Origin of the sequence: Vibrio sp. 10N.222.55.A1 (assembly GCF_041473835.1) — a bacterium.
Taxonomy (GTDB): Bacteria; Pseudomonadota; Gammaproteobacteria; order Enterobacterales; family Vibrionaceae; genus Vibrio; species Vibrio crassostreae_C.
Genome location: NZ_JBFRSX010000067.1, coordinates 49,794 through 65,828 on the forward strand (window position 1 = coordinate 49,794; position 16,035 = coordinate 65,828).

At 44.1% G+C, this 16,035-nt stretch carries 12 protein-coding genes; 4 read left to right on the plus strand and 8 right to left on the minus strand.

Features of this window, described 5'->3' with window-relative positions:
• Positions 1–24 precede the first annotated feature (24 nt).
• Together AB4493_RS18705 and AB4493_RS18710 are read right to left on the minus strand one after the other, a co-directional pair.
• Positions 25–636, minus strand: a complete 612-nt coding sequence (locus AB4493_RS18705; RefSeq protein ID WP_372122357.1) for an OmpA family protein — start codon at positions 634–636, stop codon at positions 25–27.
• Positions 636–1,943: a TolC family outer membrane protein gene (locus tag AB4493_RS18710; protein WP_372122355.1), complete on the minus strand. Its 1,308-nt coding sequence runs from the start codon at positions 1,941–1,943 to the stop codon at positions 636–638. The genes AB4493_RS18705 and AB4493_RS18710 overlap by 1 nt, the downstream gene beginning before the upstream one ends.
• Before the next feature lie 761 nt (positions 1,944–2,704).
• Between AB4493_RS18710 and AB4493_RS18715 the strand changes: the two genes are divergently transcribed.
• The 3 genes from AB4493_RS18715 (at position 2,705) to fabV (ending at position 7,085) form a co-directional block, all read left to right on the plus strand.
• The gene (locus AB4493_RS18715; protein WP_017065403.1) at positions 2,705–3,334 is read left to right on the plus strand and encodes a TetR/AcrR family transcriptional regulator; all 630 of its coding nucleotides are present in this window, start codon (positions 2,705–2,707) and stop codon (positions 3,332–3,334) included.
• Between the two features lie 55 nt (positions 3,335–3,389).
• On the plus strand, positions 3,390–5,672 hold the full coding sequence (locus tag AB4493_RS18720; RefSeq protein WP_017071963.1) for an acyl-CoA dehydrogenase: 2,283 nt from the start codon (positions 3,390–3,392) through the stop codon (positions 5,670–5,672).
• Positions 5,673–5,882: 210 nt separating this feature from the next.
• Positions 5,883–7,085 (plus strand): enoyl-ACP reductase FabV, encoded by a 1,203-nt coding sequence (fabV, locus tag AB4493_RS18725; protein ID WP_372155592.1) that lies wholly within the window; start codon positions 5,883–5,885, stop codon positions 7,083–7,085.
• A 306-nt stretch (positions 7,086–7,391) separates the two neighbouring features.
• On the opposite strand, the gene AB4493_RS18730 is transcribed toward fabV, so the two are convergent.
• Together AB4493_RS18730 and AB4493_RS18735 are read right to left on the minus strand one after the other, a co-directional pair.
• Positions 7,392–9,074 carry an aspartate:alanine antiporter gene (locus tag AB4493_RS18730; protein ID WP_017060395.1) on the minus strand — a complete coding sequence of 561 codons (1,683 nt, stop codon included), beginning with the start codon at positions 9,072–9,074 and terminating at the stop codon, positions 7,392–7,394.
• A gap of 249 nt (positions 9,075–9,323) precedes the next feature.
• Entirely contained in the window at positions 9,324–9,587 is a 264-nt protein-coding gene (locus AB4493_RS18735; protein ID WP_009847069.1) for a GrxA family glutaredoxin, read from the minus strand.
• Positions 9,588–9,993: 406 nt separating this feature from the next.
• Between AB4493_RS18735 and AB4493_RS18740 the strand changes: the two genes are divergently transcribed.
• Complete coding sequence (locus AB4493_RS18740; protein WP_017060396.1) at positions 9,994–11,286, plus strand: iron-containing alcohol dehydrogenase; 1,293 nt, start codon at positions 9,994–9,996, stop codon at positions 11,284–11,286.
• A gap of 124 nt (positions 11,287–11,410) precedes the next feature.
• On the opposite strand, the gene AB4493_RS18745 is transcribed toward AB4493_RS18740, so the two are convergent.
• From AB4493_RS18745 to AB4493_RS18760, 4 genes are all read right to left on the minus strand, one after another.
• A complete protein-coding gene (locus AB4493_RS18745; RefSeq protein WP_004734686.1) occupies positions 11,411–12,265 on the minus strand; it encodes a MurR/RpiR family transcriptional regulator in 855 nt (284 codons plus the stop codon).
• Positions 12,266–12,623: 358 nt separating this feature from the next.
• The gene (gene panP / locus AB4493_RS18750) at positions 12,624–14,267 is read right to left on the minus strand and encodes a pyridoxal-dependent aspartate 1-decarboxylase PanP (protein ID WP_017060397.1); all 1,644 of its coding nucleotides are present in this window, start codon (positions 14,265–14,267) and stop codon (positions 12,624–12,626) included.
• A 118-nt stretch (positions 14,268–14,385) separates the two neighbouring features.
• Positions 14,386–14,913: a hypothetical protein gene (locus tag AB4493_RS18755; RefSeq protein WP_372155593.1), complete on the minus strand. Its 528-nt coding sequence runs from the start codon at positions 14,911–14,913 to the stop codon at positions 14,386–14,388.
• Between the two features lie 174 nt (positions 14,914–15,087).
• Positions 15,088–15,993, minus strand: coding sequence for a lysine exporter LysO family protein (locus tag AB4493_RS18760; protein ID WP_372155594.1), 906 nt, complete (start codon positions 15,991–15,993; stop codon positions 15,088–15,090).
• Positions 15,994–16,035: the final 42 nt, after the last annotated feature.

The window sequence follows — 16,035 nt, forward strand, 5'->3', positions numbered from 1 at the left end:
TAGATCCACAGTGACAATGTCACGCTATTTTTCAAGCGTGGTAAATATGGTCCATTCCTCTACGATTTGTTCACTTAACCCTACCACCGTCGCTGTTACCTTACGGTTCAATGCGTGTGAAGTAGGGTCGTCGCCATCGCTTTCTAGGCGCTCTTCACCATAGCCGATAATTCGCACTCGCTCTGGTTCGATACCATTCGACAGTAACTCGTCTTGAACATTGTTTGCTCGTTTTTTTGATAGGTCTAAGTTGTACTCGTTAGAACCCACTTTACTCGCATAGCCTTGTATTTCAATCGAGGCACTTTTGTAGGTTTCAAGAAACTCTGCCATCGTGCTGATCTGGTCTGAGAAGATCGGGCTCACTTCAAATGAGTCATGAGCAAAGAGTATTTTTAGTTGTCTGACTTCTTCCGCAAGAATCGTTTCTCCACAACCATCATTGTCGACTTGTGATGTCTCAGGCGTACCTGGACAGATATCACGAGCGTTCACCACACCATCTCTATCATCGTCTTGCAGGTCTGCAATCTGTTCTGCTTCAGGTGTCTCGATATAAGCCTCTTCCTGCTGGTTTGAACAGGCAAATAAAGTCATCGTTAACACGGGAAGTAATAAGTAAGGTATTTTCATCATTAATACTCCACTGCCGTTGTCCACTCGTCTGGAATGTCGACCAGTAGAGCGTTCAATAGAGAGCCTGTCGCGTTCATTACACGGTATTTAGCGTACTGTTCAGAGTAATGCGCATCTAAGTAATCTTTGCGGGCTTCAAACAATTCGTTTTCAGTGTTAAGCAGATCCAGTAGCGTACGTTTACCGATTCGATATTGTTTCTCATAAGCGATAACGGTTTCTGACGCCGAATCCACGTGATCAGACAAGAAGTTCTTTTGTTGCAACGTCAGATCCAATGCACTCCAAGAGAGGCGAAGGCCTTCTTCAACTTGTCGATAAGCACGATCTCTTAGATCTTTTGCTTTATTGAGTTGGTAAGCTGCAGCTTCTGAATTAGCACTATCGGTACCACCGTTGTAGAGGTTATATCGCATGCGTAGCATCGCGAGGGTCTCTTGACTTGAGCCTTCATCGCCACCTGCATCATCACGCCACGACTGAGAAGCCTCGATGGAGAAGGTAGGGTAGTTCACGCCCTTTGATTGTTTGTATTGGAAGTGGGCTGAATCGACATCTGCGTTTGCAACTTTGATCACTGGGTGTTGGTCTAATGCATCAACAATGGCGTCAGTTAACGACAAAGGAATTTTAGAAATATCGGCTCTTGGGTAAATTAAGCCTAGGGGTTCTTGACCCACCACTCGTCTAAACTGGGTGTGGGTATCGATCAAATTATTCTGTGCGGCCAACAAATTACCATGAGCCTTCGCAATCCTAGCTTCTACCTGCGATACATCAGCTGTCGAACCTATGCCTGAATTCGCTCGTTTCTTTATGTCTTTATAGATTTTCTTGTGTATTGAAAGATTACTTTCTGACAGTGCCAGCACTTCAGTGGCTTTCACTGCATCTAGATAGATTTGTGTTACCTCCAGCGCTTTGTCTTCGGCATCCGCGATCAATTGCAAACGTACCGACTCTGCTTCTGCGGCGGTACGATCAATGTCGTTCAGCGTCGCGGAACCATCCCACAGCAATTGAGTGAGGGAAATCGTCGCTTCCTTTCGTGTTAGATCCGTATCGGGGCCGTTATTTGGTGCAGGGTTTATGCCTTCGTAACCAATACCAGCATCAAGGTCGATACTCGGCCTATAAGCACCACCTGCGGCATCGTTTCGTTTTTGTACACTCACAAACTCATTAAAAATACTTTTTATCTCAGGATTCGTCGCCAAGGTAATGGCAACAGCCTGTTCTAAAGTCTGAGCAGAGAGTGGGGTTGCAATAGCTAAGCAACAGATGATGGGTAATTTAAACAGTCTCAAAGTAGGTCTCCTTCTACTTTTAAAAGCTCCCGCCTCCTCCCAACTAGCGTTTAACTACTTAATTGAGAAGGGTATTAAACGAAGCTTAGGACATCTGCTAGAAATTGCTAAGTTTGTTGGTTTTTTTTCGAATGTAAGTCTCTATCCTTATTGATTAATTTACCAATAGTAGCAAGTGGCAAGCTTCGAATGGATGCACCGTAAATAGAGGAAACGTAGTATTAGGTTTGGACTCAGATAGGTAAACGTTGGCTAGTAGGTTGTTTGAAATACGAGTTCCAGTGATAACAATGTGCCAAGCATGGTAGTTCGACTCTTAGGAAGAAATGACAGCATATAAAGAGGCGGTCGCGCTGTTCAGGTTGTAGTTAGTAGCTGTGAAGAGGGGTAAGTAAGGCTCACTCTCGTCCCAAATAACAAACAAAAAAAAAGCCCAAACCAACGTGGTTTGGGCGGATACAAGTATAGGAGTTAATAAGGAAAATGCAGTAATTAAGAAAGCAGTGAGAAGAACAAGTTTGACGGCCTGTTAAACTTCTAAATACGCTGTTTTCTATATAATTTATGACCCACCATTTCCATTTCAGTTCCAAGAAAATTCATTATTTTTTTCTTTTTTTGTAAACACACAGCGATTCAATCGGTTAGTGCTGAGTTTTATTAACTGGTACGACCAATTTGTGAAAATGTGATGTTGCTTGCTTGTTAAATAAATGTACTAAGCGTATATTTCAAACAGTTGTTTAATACGAGTGATTGAAATGGCACCAAGAAGTACAACCAAAGACAAAATCTTAGATGTGGCTGAAGGCTTATTTGCTGAGCACGGTTTTAATGACACCTCTTTACGCACGATTACGAGTAAAGCGAATGTCAACTTAGCTTCAGTGAACTATCACTTTGGCGATAAGAAGACTCTGGTTCGTGCGGTACTCAATCGTTACTTAGAAGCATTTATGCCAGCACTGCAAGATGCATTAGTGAACTTAAACTTGAACGAAACGTATTCTATGAGTGACGTGTTTGAGTCTCTGAGACAGCCACTAAGAGCACTTAATGATGTTAGGCCAAATGGTACAAGCCGGTTCATGTTACTTATCGGCAGAGGCTATACAGATGTGCAAGGACACTTGCGTTGGTTCATTACTACCCGTTATAGCGAAGTACTTTCTTTGTTTACAACGTCAGTAATGAAGGCGAATCCGAACCTCACTCAAGAACAGTTATTTTGGCGATTACACTTCACCCTAGGGACTTGTGTATTCACCATGGCATCAAGTCAGGCTCTGGTAGAAATTGCAGAGAATGACTATGACAGAAAGATAGATGCTAAGGCAGTGGTCGATATTCTTATTCCATATTTAGCCGCTGGCATGTCAGCAGAAGAATAAAACAATAAAAAGCGAAACATTCACAACCAATATAGTGAACAAAAGGATCTGAACTATGAGCTCTCTAAGACAAAAATGGGTAAGTGACCCAGCTTTTAAACTCTTTAAAAAAGTACTACCACCACTATCTAGCACCGAGAAAGAAGCGATGGAAGCGGGTAGCGTGTGGTGGGACGGAGAGCTGTTTTCTGGTAAACCAGATTTCACTAAGCTGCATCAATACCCAAAACCTCAGCTGACAGCAGAAGAGCAATCGTTCATGGATAATGAGCTTGAAACCTTGCTCGCTATGCTTGATGACCACCAAATTGTAAAAGAAGATCGAGACCTTCCTGAAGAGGTGTGGAACTTCTTACGCAAAGAGCGTTTCTTTTCGCTAATTATTGCGAAAGAGTATGGCGGTCGTGAATTCTCAGCACACGCTAACTCAACTATCGTAACTAAGATTGCGACTCGCAGTATCAGTACTGCGGTTTCAGTAATGGTTCCAAACTCTCTTGGTCCTGGTGAGCTGCTGTCTCACTACGGCACTCAAGACCAAAAAGACTACTGGCTACCTCGTCTTGCTGACGGTACAGATATCCCATGTTTCGCACTAACAGGCCCAGAAGCGGGTTCTGATGCGGGTGGTATCCCTGATGTCGGTACTGTGTGCATGGGCATGCACGAAGGTAAAGAGACGCTAGGTATCAAGCTTAACTGGAACAAACGCTACATTACACTAGCACCAGTGGCGACGGTACTTGGTCTGGCTTTCAAACTGCACGATCCAGAAAAGCTACTGGGTGACAAAGAAGACATTGGCATCACTTGTGCGCTAATCCCGGCTGACCACGAAGGTGTTGTGATTGGTGAGCGTCATGACCCACTTGGTCTTGCGTTTATGAATGGTCCAACACGCGGTCACGATGTATTTATTCCTATGGAATGGTTAATCGGTGGTGCCGATTACGCAGGTAAAGGCTGGCGTATGCTGGTGGAATGTCTGTCTGCAGGTCGTGGTATCTCATTACCAGCACTTGGTACGGCTATGGGCCACCTAACAGCGAAAACCACTGGTGCGTACGCTTACGTTCGTAAGCAGTTCGGCATGTCGATTGGTAAATTTGAAGGTGTTGCAGAGAGTTTAGGTCGTATTGGTGGCTTAACGTATCTACTAGAAGCGACTCGTACACTAACAACTACTTCACTCGATATGAAAGAGAAGCCGGGTATCGTTACGGCTATCGCGAAATATCACATGACAGAAATGGCGCGTACTATCCTGAATGATTCAATGGATATCCACTCTGGTCGTGCAATTCAAGATGGTCCAATGAACTACTTAGCTGCGCCTTACCTAGGTATTCCAGTTGCTATCACAGTAGAAGGTGCGAACATCTTAACTCGCAACCTGATGATCTTCGGTCAAGGTGCGACACGTTGTCACCCATACGTGCTAAGCGAAATGGAAGCGGCAGCAAACCCAGATGAGAAGCAAGGTGCGAAGGATTTCGATAACTTGTTGTTCAAGCATATCTCTCACGCAACTAAGAACACGTTTGGTGCGTTCGGTGCGGCATTGACAGGCTCTAAGTTCATTAAAGCGGATATGAGCGGTCCAACGAAGCCTTACTACCAAGACTTAACTCGCTTGAGCCGTGCGCTTGCAGTGAGTGCGGATTTCGCAATGCTTACACTAGGTGGCGAACTGAAACGTAAAGAGCTTATCTCTGCACGTCTAGGTGATGGTCTAAGTTACCTATACATGGCGTCTGCAGCGCTTAAGAAGTATGAAGATGAAGGTCGTCAACAAGCTGACCTAGACTACGTACACTACGCGGTTCAACACTGTTTCCATAACGCGGCTAAATCGCTACAAGAAGCGTACAGAAACTTCCCGAACAAGATGGTAGGTAAAGTACTTAAAGGTCTAGTTTTCCCTGTCGGTAACCACTTTGAAAAACCAAGTGATAATCTAACGGTACAACTGGCAGAAAGCTTGATGACTCCGGGTGCACACCGTGAACGTCTAACTCACCTTTGCTACATAGGCAAAGAAGAAGAGGATAGTGTTGGCCTAATGGAGAATGCGTTCAATGCGATGTACAGCATCAAGCCTCTCGAACGTAAGATCTTCAAAGCAGTGAAAGAGGGCAAAGTGGCTCGTAAAGGTCTATTGCAAGATAAACTTGCTCAAGCACTGGCGGCAGATGTTCTTACTCAAGACGAAGTTGACCAAATCATTGCAGCAGACAAACTTCGCTACGCAGCGATTCAAGTTGACCACTTCAGTCATGATTACAGTGAAACTTTGACGCGAAAAGAGTTAAAACCTAAGCTAAATAGCGTTGCTTAGATAAAGAAATGACAAAAGGCACCTTATTAGGTGCCTTTTTTTGTTTTTGTCGTAGAAGTTGCAATAGACGCGTTAACAAATGGTGACTTAGTCAGCAAATATACACTGAGTGCTCCAACCACTTGCATTTTCACCACATTTTTACAGAAATTAGATGCCATTTGCGTACGAAACTTTTATCCTTAACCTGATTTTTTAAGGAAGTTGAATATGATCATCAAACCTCGAATTCGCGGATTCATCTGTACTACAACACATCCAGTCGGTTGTGAAGCTAATGTAAAAGAACAAATTGCTTACACAAAAGCTCAAGGCCCAATCGCAAACGCACCTAAACGTGTACTAGTTGTTGGCTCTTCAAGTGGCTACGGCTTGTCTTCACGTATTGCGGCTGCATTTGGTGGCGGCGCTTCAACTATCGGTGTTTTCTTCGAGAAAGCCGGTACTGAGAAAAAGCCGGGCACAGCTGGTTTCTACAACTCAGCAGCGTTCGACAAGCTAGCTAAAGAAGAAGGCCTGTATTCAAAAAGCCTGAACGGCGATGCTTTCTCTAACGAAGCGAAACAGAAAACAATTGACCTGATCAAAGAAGATCTAGGCCAAATCGATATGGTTGTATACTCACTGGCGTCTCCAGTGCGTAAAATGCCAGAGACTGGCGAAGTAATTCGTTCATCTCTAAAGCCTATCGGTGAAACGTACACGTCAACTGCGGTTGATACGAACAAACACACAATCATCGAAGCAAGCGTAGAGCCTGCAACTGAAGAAGAGATCAAAGACACTGTTACTGTAATGGGCGGTGAAGATTGGGAACTTTGGATCAATGCTCTTTCTGAAGCTGGTGTTCTAGCGGACGGTTGTAAGACGGTTGCTTACAGCTACATCGGTACTGAACTAACGTGGCCAATCTACTGGGATGGCGCACTAGGTAAAGCTAAGATGGATCTAGACCGTGCAGCGACAGCGCTGAACGAGAAGCTAGGCCAAACTGGCGGTACTGCAAACGTTGCTGTTCTTAAGTCTGTAGTGACTCAAGCAAGTTCTGCAATCCCTGTAATGCCTCTTTACATCGCTATGGTGTTCAAGAAGATGCGTGAAGAAGGTATTCACGAAGGTTGTATGGAACAGATCTTCCGTATGTTCAGCCAACGTCTATACAAAGAAGACGGCAGCGCGCCAGTAGTGGATGAAGTGAACCGTCTACGTCTAGATGACCTTGAGCTTCGCGAAGACATTCAAGATCACTGTCGTAACCTATGGCCTCAAATCACAACTGAGAACCTAAAAGAACTGACTGACTACGTAGAGTACAAAGAAGAGTTCTTGAAGCTATTTGGTTTCGGTGTTGAAGGTGTTGATTACGAAGCTGACGTTAACCCAGCTGTTGAATTTGATGTAGCTGACATCTAATTCAAGTTATCGAATCTAAACGAAATAGGCGCTCATTGAGCGCCTATTTTTTTGTCTGCTATTTGGTTCAAGAGATTAAGAGCAGATATGGGATTCGAGTGGCGGGATGCGAAGAGATTTAAGAGCGGATACGGCTACCGCGATTCGAAGGGGGACAAGAGTAGAAATAAGGGATGAAGAGAGTTAAGAGCAGGAGTGGGGAAGAAGGCTTGAACCGCTTAAAACAGGTTATAAAAAATGCACTAACCCAAAGTGAATTAGTGCATTCGAAATATCTAAGCTTGGCTGCTTTTAATGCAGCAGATGCTAGCTAATTATGATGATGAAAGTACCTGCTAAGGTCATCAATATATTGGCTATCGCATAAGTACCCGCATAACCCAGAGCCGGAATCGTTGAGCGAGCGTGGTCATTTACGATGTCCATCGCTGGAGCGCAAGTTCGCGCGCCAATGATTGCACCGAACAACAAAGCTCGGTTCATCTTCAATACGTAAGCGCCAACCAAGTAAGCGAAGAATACTGGCAGCACACTCACTACTAGGGCAATACCTATTACCTGTGGGCCAACTTGGGTTAAGTGCTCAAATATCTTACCACCGGCGCTCAAGCCGATACCGACCATAAAGAACATCAAACCGAGGTCTTTGACCATGTTCAGAGCACCTTGAGGCACATAACCGAAAGTAGGGTGGTTCGCTCGTAGGAAACCAAGCATGATGCCCGATAGAAGCAGGCCAACCGCGTTACCTAGCCCAAACGATACCTGACCGAATGTCATGGTGATCAAACCAAACAAAATACCCAAAATGAAGAAGCTACAGAAGGCCATCAAATCCGCCATTTGGCTGTGGATTGAGATGAAACCAATTTTCTCAGCTAGGCCGTGCACTCGACTCTTTTCACCACTCACCTGTAGGACGTCACCTTTAGAAAGCACGATGTTTAAGTCCATCGGCATTTCAATCTGAGCACGTACTACGCGGTTAAGGAAACAGCCGTATTCAGACAGGTTTAAGTCTGATAGGCGCTTACCTGCGATACTGTCACTCTTAACGACGATCTCTTCTTCCACGATACGCAGATCGAGAAGGTTACGGTCGAAAACTTCTTTACCGTTACGGAAGCTTGGGTCTAGACGAGCGTGGCTATCTGGGAAACCAACCAATGCGATCTCATCGCCTTCTTGCAGAATTGCATCACCATCTGGATGGGCAAGAATACCATTACGTCGAATACGCTCGATGTAACAGCCTGTTTGGCGATAGATGCCCAGTTCACGCAGATTCTTACCGTCAGTCCAAGAGATGAGCTCTGGTCCCACTCGATAAGCACGAATAATGGGCAAGTAAACCTTACGCTGACCTGAAGCGCCTAACCCACGTTCTTGGGCGATTTGCTCTGCCGAGTCGTGTAGGTTCACTTTTTGAAGTTTTGGAATCAAGCGAGCAAACATAATCATACTGATTAAGCCAACCAAGTAAGCCATCGCGTAACCGACTGAAAGGTTTTCGATAATCAGGCTCAAGTCCATGTTTCTTGGTAATTCTGCAAGCCCAGAATTCAGAGCATCTTGAGCACCTACCAATATCGGCGTTGCTGTTAAGGCACCTGCCATCATGCCTGCAGATAAACCAAAGCCTAGGCCAAGGTAATGACTACTGAAATAGGTTAGGGCAATTGCGGTAGAAAGTACCACAAGGCTCAGAATGAGGTAGTGCTTACCGTCTCTGAAGAAGATACCGAAGAAGTTTGGTCCAGCTTCAATGCCAACACAGTAGATGAACAGCATGAAACCAATGGTGAGCGCATCTGCGTTAAAAGAAAAGCCAAGATGTCCCATGATAAGGGAAGTAATCAAAACACCGATTGAATTACCAAGTTGGAGGCTACCGAAACGAATTTTACCAATGGCTAATCCAATCGATAAAACAACAAAGATGAGGAGAATGGGGTTTTGTTCTAACAGAAAAACAACGTCGATATTCACGGTGGTCGCTCAATAATTGGCGTGGAACACAGGGTAAGTTTGAGAGGTGAATTGTATCTAAATATAAATAAATTATAAGCAATATTTTGTTAATTTACTTGATTTTGACCTTATTCTTATTCCGTATGAAAACTGGTCATAAAAAAGCCCGCTACAGTGAGCGGGCTTTCTATAAATCGTACAGTCTAACGCCTAAATGGGTCAGCTGTTTAAGGCTTTAGCCCTGATTCTCGTTTGAGAAATCCTAGCTTAGTCGAAAAGACCTAGGTTTTCTTTTGCGTATGCTTCAAATTCTGTGCAGCCGCCGATGTGGTCTTGGTCGATGAAGATTTGTGGAACTGTATCGACAGGTTTACCAACAGTCTTCTCTAGATCAGCTTTGCTGATACCTTCAGCGTGGATGTCAACGTAACGGTAGTTGAAGTCATCGCGTTTAGCTTTAAGAGTTTCAGCATGCTCTTTTGCACGAACACAGAATGGGCAAGCAGGGCGACCAAAAATAACTACAAACATTTAATTTCTCCTAAATACGGGATGAGGCTCGTTAACTCGATTATGTTAACTATTCTTTAGTGAATGCCACTCAAAATTTCATAAAACCAACTATGCCTCAATGCCATGGGGAAATAAAGATGGAATTACCTCTTAATACAATAGGTTTTGTCTATCAGAGCAAATAATGGTCACAAAAAGGATCCATGCTGATTTCTGATGGGTATTCAGATTGATTACCCTTAATTTAAGAGTGTGAATTACCCCTAAGAATACGACATTAATCCATCTTTAATGCGACAAGTTGCACCTCGTCAAAAAAAGCGCATACAGAACGAGGCATCTTAATACTGATGCACTATATAAAGGCTAAATTCCAATAACCAAGAGTTCGCAGTTTTGTTCGGTCATAGGCGCAGGAGGCACCATGTTTCAATTTATGACATCTACAAAGATCATCTTTGGTGATGGAGCACTTTCCGCTTCATTGTCTCTCTTTAATCAATATGGCTACAGCGTGCTATTGGTTACAGGCAATACATTAGAGCGCACTTCAATTGTTACTGACTATCTTGATGCGCAGAGTATGCGTTATCAGCACATTGCCGTTTCCGGTGAACCTAATATCAAAATGGTTGAAGAGGCGGCTATTTCTGCTCGTCGATTTAAGCCAGATATGGTTGTCGCCATGGGGGGCGGTAGCGCCATCGATATGGGCAAAGCGTTGGCTGCGGTTTTACCTAATCAAGGCAATTTATATGACTATGTTGAAGTGGTCGGGCGTAATGTTCCTCTTAAAACCAAACCACTTCCGTTTATCGCAATTCCAACCACAGCGAGTACCGGCGCCGAGGTCACTAAAAACGCGGTGCTGAAATCAGGCCAAGACCAAGTAAAAATCAGCCTGAGAAGCCCAGACATGCTGGCCGACGTTGCGATTGTCGACCCAACCCTAACTCATGGAACCAATCTATATCTATCTGGGCGAGGTGCGATGGATGCCTTTACTCATCTAATGGAAGCCTACGTGTGTGGTGAACCGAATCCGTTAACCGATATGATTTGTGAAGAAGGGCTGCGTAAGTTGAGTGGTTCTGTGGTTAAAGCGTGTGTTTATGATGAGCCTCAAGCGCGTTCTGATCTTGCTTTCGCTTCTATGCTCGGTGGTATGGCGATAACTAATGCCAAGCTTGGCGCAGCCCATGGTTTAGCCTCCGCACTAGGAGGTAAGATTTCTGCGCCTCATAGTGTGATTACCGCGCGTTTAGCGCCGTTTGTGATGTTGGAGAACATAGCCGTTGCAAAAGAGCAGCAAAGAAGCGACATCCTAGCGCGTTATCAGCGAATCGCTCAGATAGTAACAGGTAACGTAGAAGCAATAGAAGAGGAGGCAATTTCTTGGTTATCGGAAGTGCTTGATACGCTTAAGTTACCCAACTTGTTGGAATTTGGTGTCTGTGAAGCCCAGTTTGATGAGGTGTCTGCCGACGCGCTCAAATCAGTGGCGATTAAAGGAAACCCTTTGCCGCTTAACCAAGAGAGGCTCGTGCATATTTTGAAGCAAGTATGCGAGAAGTGCAGTTGTAGAGAAGGGCATCATGAGGGAGCTTCAATGAATCAAATTGGGCAAGAGCCAGCTGTCGAGTCGAGCTTTACCATTATCAATTCTTATGCGTCCGAAAACAGCGTGGTTGAGAAGGGCAATAGTTGGACTATCTAACGGTCTTAAACTTGTTCGTTGTATAAGTCATTTTATACAGACAAATAAAAACGGAGCTCTAGGCTCCGTTTTTTTAATTCAACTTGTTCTCTGGTCATCTGTTTTCAGTTCATGACTAAGCAGATTAGAACTGAGAGTACTTCTCGTAACGTGAATCACGAAGTGACTCTTTGACGCGCTTTAGGTTCTCTCTGAAACCAGAACCACGACGTAGCGTAAAGCCTGTCGCTAGCACATCGATAACCGTCATCTGAACAACGCGACTTGCCATTGGCATGTAAACGTCAGTGTCTTCTGGAACATCCAGAGAAATAGACAACGAGCTCGCTTTATCCAGTGGAGAATCTTTTGCTGTGATAGCAATAACTGTCGCACCGTTTTCACGCGCTAAGTTTGCAATCTCAACTTGGCTTTTAGTGCGGCCAGTATGAGAGATAAGAACAATAACGTCGTTATCACTGCAGTTAATGCAGCTCATTCGTTGCATCACGATGTCTTCGAAACATGTGATTGGGATATTAAAACGAATAAACTTGTTTTGAGCATCTTTGGCGACAGCAGAAGAGGCACCCAGTCCGAAGAACGAAATGCGTTTTGCTTGAGTCAGCAAGTCAACAGCACGGTTTACTTGCATCGCGTCTAGACTGTTTTTAGCAACGTCTAGACAAGCCATAGTTGATTCGAAAATCTTATGCGTATAAGCATCTGGACCATCATCTTCTTCAACATTACGGTTCACGTAAGGTGTACCGTTTGCCAAGCTTTGAGCTAGGTGAAGTTTGAAGTCAGGGAAGCCCTTTGTGTCTAATCGACGACAGAAGCGGTTAACTGTAGGCTCACTCACGTCAGCCATTTTAGCTAAGGTAGCAATGCTAGAATGAATTGCAGTTTGAGGGGAAGCCATAATTACTTCGGCTACCTTGCGCTCAGACTTGCTGAAATTTTCCAGGTTTTTTTGTATTTTTTCTAATGTATTCATAGTGTTCACAAGGGTATAGAGAACAACTTGCTAGTTAATATCTTTTACCAGGGGGTATGGCTGAAGCAAATATCAGTAAACACAAAGCCGATGTATATTCGGTTTCGTAAATACTGCTGCGTCAAATAGATATCAAGCTAACTAGCACCATAGAGTCAGTATAAACCCAACATACTATTTACTAATACAAAAACAGGGCATGAATGCTTAAGAATATGACAAACCTCAACAAAATTTTAGAAAACTACAGAATTGGAAGAGAGTTTGAGCAAAAAGAATGCAAAATGGGTATGAACTGACAGCTTAGTTACATCAAAAAGAAAGAAATTTTCAATTTGATGCAACTAAAATTGAATGACTATGCGTTGATTTGCGTAACCAGTTTGTTGATTTTGCCCATCAAGTTTGGTGCTAGTTTAGAGATCTCACGCTGTTCTTCAAGCACTGACGAAAGAATGTCATTGCCTGTTAGTGGGTTTGCTAATACCACGCGGAAAACGATGATTGGCTGATGTACCCATGCTTCAGGGTTTAAGCGTGTACGTGACACGAAAGACTTACCTGTTTCACGCTGCTTCTTCTGAATAAACTTAGTCAGCTCATTGAGCAACTCATTCAGTTCGACACGATGTTCAGGCTCAGCTTTAAGCAGTGCCGCTTTGACTGACTCAGGGACATAGCGATAAGTCAGTAGGCAAAGCTCAGGTTCTGAAACCAGCTCGAAGTCGCTCTGATCTTTAATTAGGTCGGCAAAGTAGCGCGCTTTGTTGATGCTTTGGTCGATCAGCAGTTCATAACCTGGGCGGCTAATGATGTGCATTGCGGCGTAAACCAGCATTGCCATACCTGAACGAGAACCTTCTAACGTATGGCTGCCTAAATCTTTTGAGCCTTTACGAAGAATGTATTGAGCATGATGTTCAATCGCAGTCATCGCATCTGGCTTCTTAAACAGAACCATACCCGCACCCATAGGGATATAAAGCTGTTTATGCGCATCAATCGTGACTGAATCCGCCAGTTCAATACCATCAAGTAGGTGACGATGATTGTTAGACATCAGAGTCGCACCGCCCCAAGCTGCATCAACGTGGAAATGACAATCGGATTCGGCACACACCTCAGCAATGTCTCTTAGCGGGTCGATATTACCGGTTTCGGTTGTACCAGCCACACCAATGACGGCGAAAGGTTTGATCTTGTTCTGCTTGAGCTGCTCGATCTTGAGTCTTAAATCATCAGTACAAATACGGTTGTCGTTATCTGTTTTAACAGACACTAGACCTTCTTGACCAATACCAAGGACATCCGCGGCTTTTTTCAGAGAGTAGTGGCCACGTTCAGAGACTAAGATGGCAAGGCCTTCGTAGTCGTAGTGCTTCATGGCTTTAAACAGGCCTTCTTTTTCTACACCTTTGAACGAACCTTGCGCTTTTAGTGCGTTGTTACGTGCAACCCAGAGCGCTGTAATGTTCGCGATGGTACCGCCAGAACAAAACGCACCTAAAGAGTGGTTTGCGCTGTGCATCCAACGAGAATAAAACTGGTCACTATCTTGATAAATCAGGCGATGTAACATGCCCAGAACTTGACGTTCTAGGGGAGTGAACGCTTTTGAGGTCTCGATTTTTACTAGATTCTGATTCAACGCAATCATGATTTTTGAAAGCGGCATCAGGAAGTACGGCAACGCAGAGGTCATGTGGCCAATAAAACTTGGCGAAGACGTGTGAACCGAATGAGACACAAGAGAATCGAGGAGATGCTCAGTATGTTCAGAAACAAACTCAGGCTGCTCTGGGATATGAGCATTTGAAAAATCTTTCTCAATTTCACGCAGCGGCTTTTCTTCAGCCACAATATGTTCACGTAAGAATTGATTCAGGTTTCGTGAAAGTTTGTCTTCAATTTGAGTGAGTGTTGAATCTGGGCCTTCAGGTACCGTGAAGATACGTAGAAGACTGTCGAAGCTAACATCTGCTGTTTTTTGTTCCGTAACCATAGCAAGCGAGTTATTTTTCTAATATTGACGCGAGCGGGACAATCTAAACGAAAACGGGAACAATGTCCCGTCTTAATTATGAAATCCAACTTCTCAAAAAAGCATATTAAATGCGGGGTTATTTACACTTAATCGCTTCAAGTTTACTGATCGACTGGTTGTAACGCTGCAGCGCTGAGTCGATTTGCTTAGGGTGACTAAGCAGCTCTGCAAAGGCAGAACGTAGTTCGTAGTTTTGAGCGTGAGGCGTTGATTGGCGGTCATCGAATGTTGTTTTCGCGATTTTACCAAGCTCATCATCACGTGTTGATAGCGTTTTAATGTCGTGTTGCTCAAGTTGCAACCAACCTTCTACAGGTTGCTCTGTTGCCACTTTGCTTGAGTCGTTTACTAAGTAGTAGTGAACCGAAGCACGATTCAGCTCAAAGTGGTGCTTACGACCTTCTAGGAACCACTCACTCACTTCTGTTAGCTCTGGATATTGCTCAGAGGTTAATGCAGCAAGGTCGGCATACCAATTCAAAGAAGCGTCGATGTACGCATCATATTTTTTTGCTTGGCACTGGTTTGTCTCAGACATTGAATCTGCTGCAAAAGAGAAAGTAGAAGTTGAAGCTAGCAGTAATGCGACGCAAAGGCGTTTCATAGTGGTTCCTTTTGTAAGTTTATTCTTTTTATAACTTTGTCGTTACAGGTTACCGTGATCGTTATTTGTTGAGCAATGACACTTAGTGTCTTTTTATTTCGGTAACTGTATCGGTGTCTTGGGCATTGGTATTCGAGTTGCATTTTAATCTAAAACAAACGCTATTCCTGCGATCTAGTTAGCAAGAGATACAAAGAACAACATCAATATCGGAACAAGCAAGCTGAGGATAAAGCCACTGACGATAGCGATAGGCACACATCTAACGCCGCCTGTTGTTTGAATGACCAGTAAGGTGAAGTCCATCGCAGTCGCACCAGCATAACCAATGGAAGTGCATGGGTAGCTGCGAATTAGCACTGGAATCAGTACCAAGGCAACTAACTCTCTTAACAGCTCAAGCATGAAAGAAGCGCCACCATAGACAGGACCAAAGGCGTCACCCATTAAGATACCAGCCAGAGAGTACCAACCAAATCCAGAAGACATTGCCAAGGCTTTGAACAGAGGGATATCTAGGATGTAAGCCGCGATTACACCACCTAACATTGAGGTGATGATAATGGTGATTGCGATAACCATACCGTGCTTGTTGAGTAAGATCTGACGAAGTGTGAGTCCGCTATTACGCAGCTGAATGCCGATAAAGAATAGAAGAACAAACAGAATCCATTCGCTTGCGGTATCAACCCAATCAAGGCCAATAGGCAGCACTAAGCCAGCGATTAGCCCTGAACCTACCACTAAGATGAGTTTTGCAGATTCCATCGCCATAGAAGAGAGGGGAAGCTTCTTCTTGCTACTGTCGGTTTTGAGTGGCAATAACTTATCAATAGCGGGCAGTGCCATTAGGTTACATACGCTTAAGCAGACAAAGAAAGTGACGGTATATAGAAGGATTGTCTGCAGGTTACTACCTAGGTTATCGAGGGCGGCTAAGCTTAGTCCCATTAACGCCAGAATCACGTAGATCAACCGCGATGTTGAGCGGTTGATAAATTCTAATGTCTGAGCGTTCGAAATTGCAAAAAGATACCCCACGACGAGTGGCGCAAATATAAAGATCATCCCTGTAAACATGCTTTCCCCATTGCATTTACTTCATATTACACTTACTTGTAA